Annotated in this window: 2 protein-coding genes and 1 pseudogene; 2 read left to right on the top strand and 1 reads right to left on the bottom strand. The window is 68.8% G+C overall.

The annotated features are described in order from the left end of the window. Nucleotides 1–398: 398 nt before the first annotated feature. Together AC5LUJ_RS17020 and AC5LUJ_RS17015 are read left to right on the top strand one after the other, a co-directional pair. Nucleotides 399–686: a putative quinol monooxygenase gene (locus AC5LUJ_RS17020; protein WP_250280997.1), complete on the top strand. Its 288-nt coding sequence runs from the start codon at nucleotides 399–401 to the stop codon at nucleotides 684–686. 82 nt (nucleotides 687–768) lie between these two features. Next, nucleotides 769–876, top strand: a pseudogene (locus AC5LUJ_RS17015) (IS6 family transposase); the annotation flags it as partial. 180 nt (nucleotides 877–1,056) lie between these two features. Here the strand turns inward: AC5LUJ_RS17015 and AC5LUJ_RS17010 are convergent. Beyond that, on the bottom strand, nucleotides 1,057–3,138 hold the full coding sequence (locus AC5LUJ_RS17010) for a beta-propeller fold lactonase family protein (protein WP_493465280.1): 2,082 nt from the start codon (nucleotides 3,136–3,138) through the stop codon (nucleotides 1,057–1,059). Between the last annotated feature and the right edge of the window lie 262 nt (nucleotides 3,139–3,400).

The raw sequence follows: 3,400 nt of genomic DNA, 5'->3' as shown, positions 1-3,400 counted from the left end.
GGGCGGGGTCAAACGGTCGTAGCGACGTCCCGATAGGATGATCGTGTTGGCGTCGAGTGGCTGGATGGTGGATGGGTCGGCGGGGCTCGTTTCGAGGACCATCGGATGGGGGTGGTGACGAGTGAACCCCACCACAATGAACGCAACAGATCCGCGCTGGCTTTCCCGGGGGTGTCGCCGGAGCGGCAAAGATAACCCACCGCATCGCGCCAGCTCAGATGCCGTCGACATGGGACAGTAGCTGACCAGCAGGTGTGGTTCAAGCAGCTACGAAGCCTATGATCATCGTTTCTGTCCGGCGAGGATCGTCGTGTCCGTCGTACGTCAACCGATGAGTTCTGCCTCGGTCGATGGTCGTACTCTGCAACAGCCGGTTCGAACCAGCAGAGGAGCAGCAGATGGTGATCGTCGCGGGGCATGTCGTCGTCGATCCGCAACAGCGCGAGTCCTACCTCGTGGACTGTGTGAACGTGGTTGAACAGGCCCGCCGCGCATCCGGTTGCCTCGACTTCTCTATCACTGCGGATCTGGTGGATTCCGGCCGCATCGTCATCTTCGAGCGCTGGGAGTCGCAAGCGGCTGTCGAAGCATTCCGGGGCAGCGGCCCCAGCAACGAACAGAGCGCTGCGATACTCGCCGCATTGGTGGCCGAGTACGACGTCGCCGATGTGCGTTCGCTGACCTGAACGGCGGGCGGGCGCCGACGACGACAAGACGCTCAGGTCGCGTGGTTCGCGCAGAACGCGTGGGCCCGGGGACCACCGCGACCACGCTCTGGTCCAGAACATCCGACGCGGCCACGACGACCTCGGGATCGACGTCGACCCACAGCTGCGGCTCTCGGCCGTGTTCACCGAGCTCACCCAGGCCGTCTGACCGCGATCGCCTGGGCCCTGGCGTGCACCGCATCCCCGTAACGCAACAGCGCCAACAGACCCGCCTGATGTGCCTGGGCCGAACGCTGGCTCGGCCGGTGACTGAGTCGATCACCGGCCGAGCGCAGGGTCCTGCTCTGCTTGCGTGCGCTACTTCTGAGGGTTTGTCATACGTCTCCCATTAGGGCTTCGGGGCCAGCGTGGGCGTGGGTGCCAGTGTGGGGGTCGGGATCGGGGTCGGAGTGGGGATCGGGGCCGGCGTGGCGGTCAAGATCGGAGCCGGAGCCGAGATACCGGGAGGAGTCCAGGTGATCGTGACCTCACCGTTGCCGTCGTTGATCGTGCCCGAGTTGACCCCGGTGGTCAGGACGGGGTTCCCGATGGTCGACGCGGCGAACGAGCTCCCGCCCGCGCCCCCGCCGCCGGCGCCACCGTAGCCGCCGAAGGTGCCGCCGCCACCGGAGCCGCCGCCACCACCGAAGTAGCCGCCGCCCGCGCCGCCGCCCGCGCCACCACCGGACGTGGTGGCGGTCGGGTCCAGGCAGGGCGGGGTGTGCACCCCGCTGCAGGGCAGGTTCCCGGCACCGCCGACACCGCCGGCACCGGACGTGCCGTCAGTACCGTCTCCGCCGCAGCGCGGATCGGCCAGCGGATCGGTGGTCGGGGGATTCCCGGCGCCGTGCCGGCACGCGTTCAGTCCTCCGGCGCCTCCGGTGGTCTGGGTGCCGCCCTTGCCCGGGAGTCCGGCATTACCACCATCGACGGTCGACCCAGCGTCGGTGCCGGCGTCACCGCCGCCGGCACCCCCGGCTCCGCCGAGCGCGTTGCCCTGCCCGCCGGTGCCGCCGCCGCCGCCTCCGCCGGCACCGACCAGCACCCGGGTGGACTGGTCGCACTTCCGTGCGGCACATCCTGCCGCGGCCACGCGGACGTCGGAGGAACCGCCGCCGCCGGAACCGTTACCACCGTCGAACGCTGTCCCGCCGTTCGCGCCGGAGCCATCACCAGGCCCACCTGACACGCCGGCGTCGGACCCACCGAACCCGCCGAGTGCTCCCGATCCGCCGGAGGGGCCATTGCTCATTCCGCCCGAGCGCGAGGCCGCGGTTCCGTTGGCGCCCTTGCCCGCCACGTCCACCTGCAGGACCTGGTTGCCCTTCAGCCCCGTCAGTGATCCGGACGCCTGGCCACCGCCACCTCCGGGACGCCCGGTGATGTCCCCTGCCGGGGACGGGTGTGCCGCGTCACCAGTGATGAAGTAGTGCCCGCCCTGGGCGCCGGTCACCACGACCTCGACCGAGCTCACTCCCGCGGGCACCGTGAAGGTGTCCGATCCGATGTTGTGATAGGTGCAGGTCATTGTCGTCGTCCCGGACAGCACACCGGTCGTCCCGCACACCGGCGGGGGCGGTACGGCCTTCGGTGGTGCGCTGATCGCGATCCCCACCGGCCGGTCACCGACGGGGATCGGGGTGCCGGCGGTGTTGCTGGCCACATCGATCGGCGTCACCGTGTCGCTGTCGCGGTTGACCGCATAGGCGGCCACGCCGTCCGGCGTGACCGCGATGTAGAACGGTTCGATGCCTCCGGTGGAGATAGGAGTGCCGGGGGTGCTGGTGGCCACATCGATCGGCGTCACCACGGCGTCACGCTCATTGGTGACGTACACGGTTCGGCCATCGGGCGTGATCGAGATCCCGACCGGGCGGTCGCTGACCTGAATCGGTTTGCCAGGGGTGTTGGTGGCCACATCGATCGGTGTCACGGTGGCGCTGGCAGCGTCGGCGTTGTCCGTGACGTACACGGTCCTGCCGTCGGGTGTGATCACAATTCCCTGCGGGTTGTTCCCGGCTGGGATCGGTGTGCCGGGGGTGTTGGTGGCGACATCGATCGGCGTCACCGTGTTGCTTGCGGCGTTGGTGACGTAGGCGGTCCTGCCATCGGGGGTGATCGCGACGTAGTGTGCGTCGTCCCCCACCGGGATGCGGGCACCGGGAGTACTGGTGGCCACATCGATCGGCGTCACGTCATCGCTGGCGTTGTCCACCACGTAAGCGGTCCGGCCGTCGGGAGTCACTGCGACCCCGAACGGGAACTGACCGACCGGGATCGGGGCGCCAGGGGTGCTGGTGGCCACATCGATCGGCGTCACCGTGTTGTCAGCCCGGTTCGTCACATAGACGGTCCTGCCATCAGGTGTGACCGTAAGCCCTCTGGGGCTTGCACCTACCCGGATCGGGGCACCGGCCGTATTGGTCGTCACGTCGATCGGGGTGACCGTGTTCCCGAAATTGTTGATCACATAGGCGGTGGCCGCTGCCGGCTTCGGAGCAGGGCTCGGCGTTGGGTTCGGACTCGGTGTCGGGCTCGGTGTCGGTGTCGGTGTCGGTGTCGGGCTCGGTGTCGGAGGCGTGGACGGCTTCGTGGGCCTGGGCTCCTGCGAGGAACCCCACGTGATGATGACCTCGCCGTCGCCCTTGTTGACGGTGCCGGCGTTGACACCGGCGGTCAGGGCGACAGAGCTC

This window comes from Protofrankia sp. CiP1_Cm_nod3 (assembly GCF_982290655.1).
This window is presented reverse-complemented; position numbering and strand designations above follow the sequence as displayed.

Bases quoted from the DNA above. Each gene is read 5' to 3' on its own strand.
- AC5LUJ_RS17020 (WP_250280997.1), top strand. From the start codon at position 399: ATGGTGATCGTCGCGGGGCATGTCGTCGTCGATCCGCAACAGCGCGAG.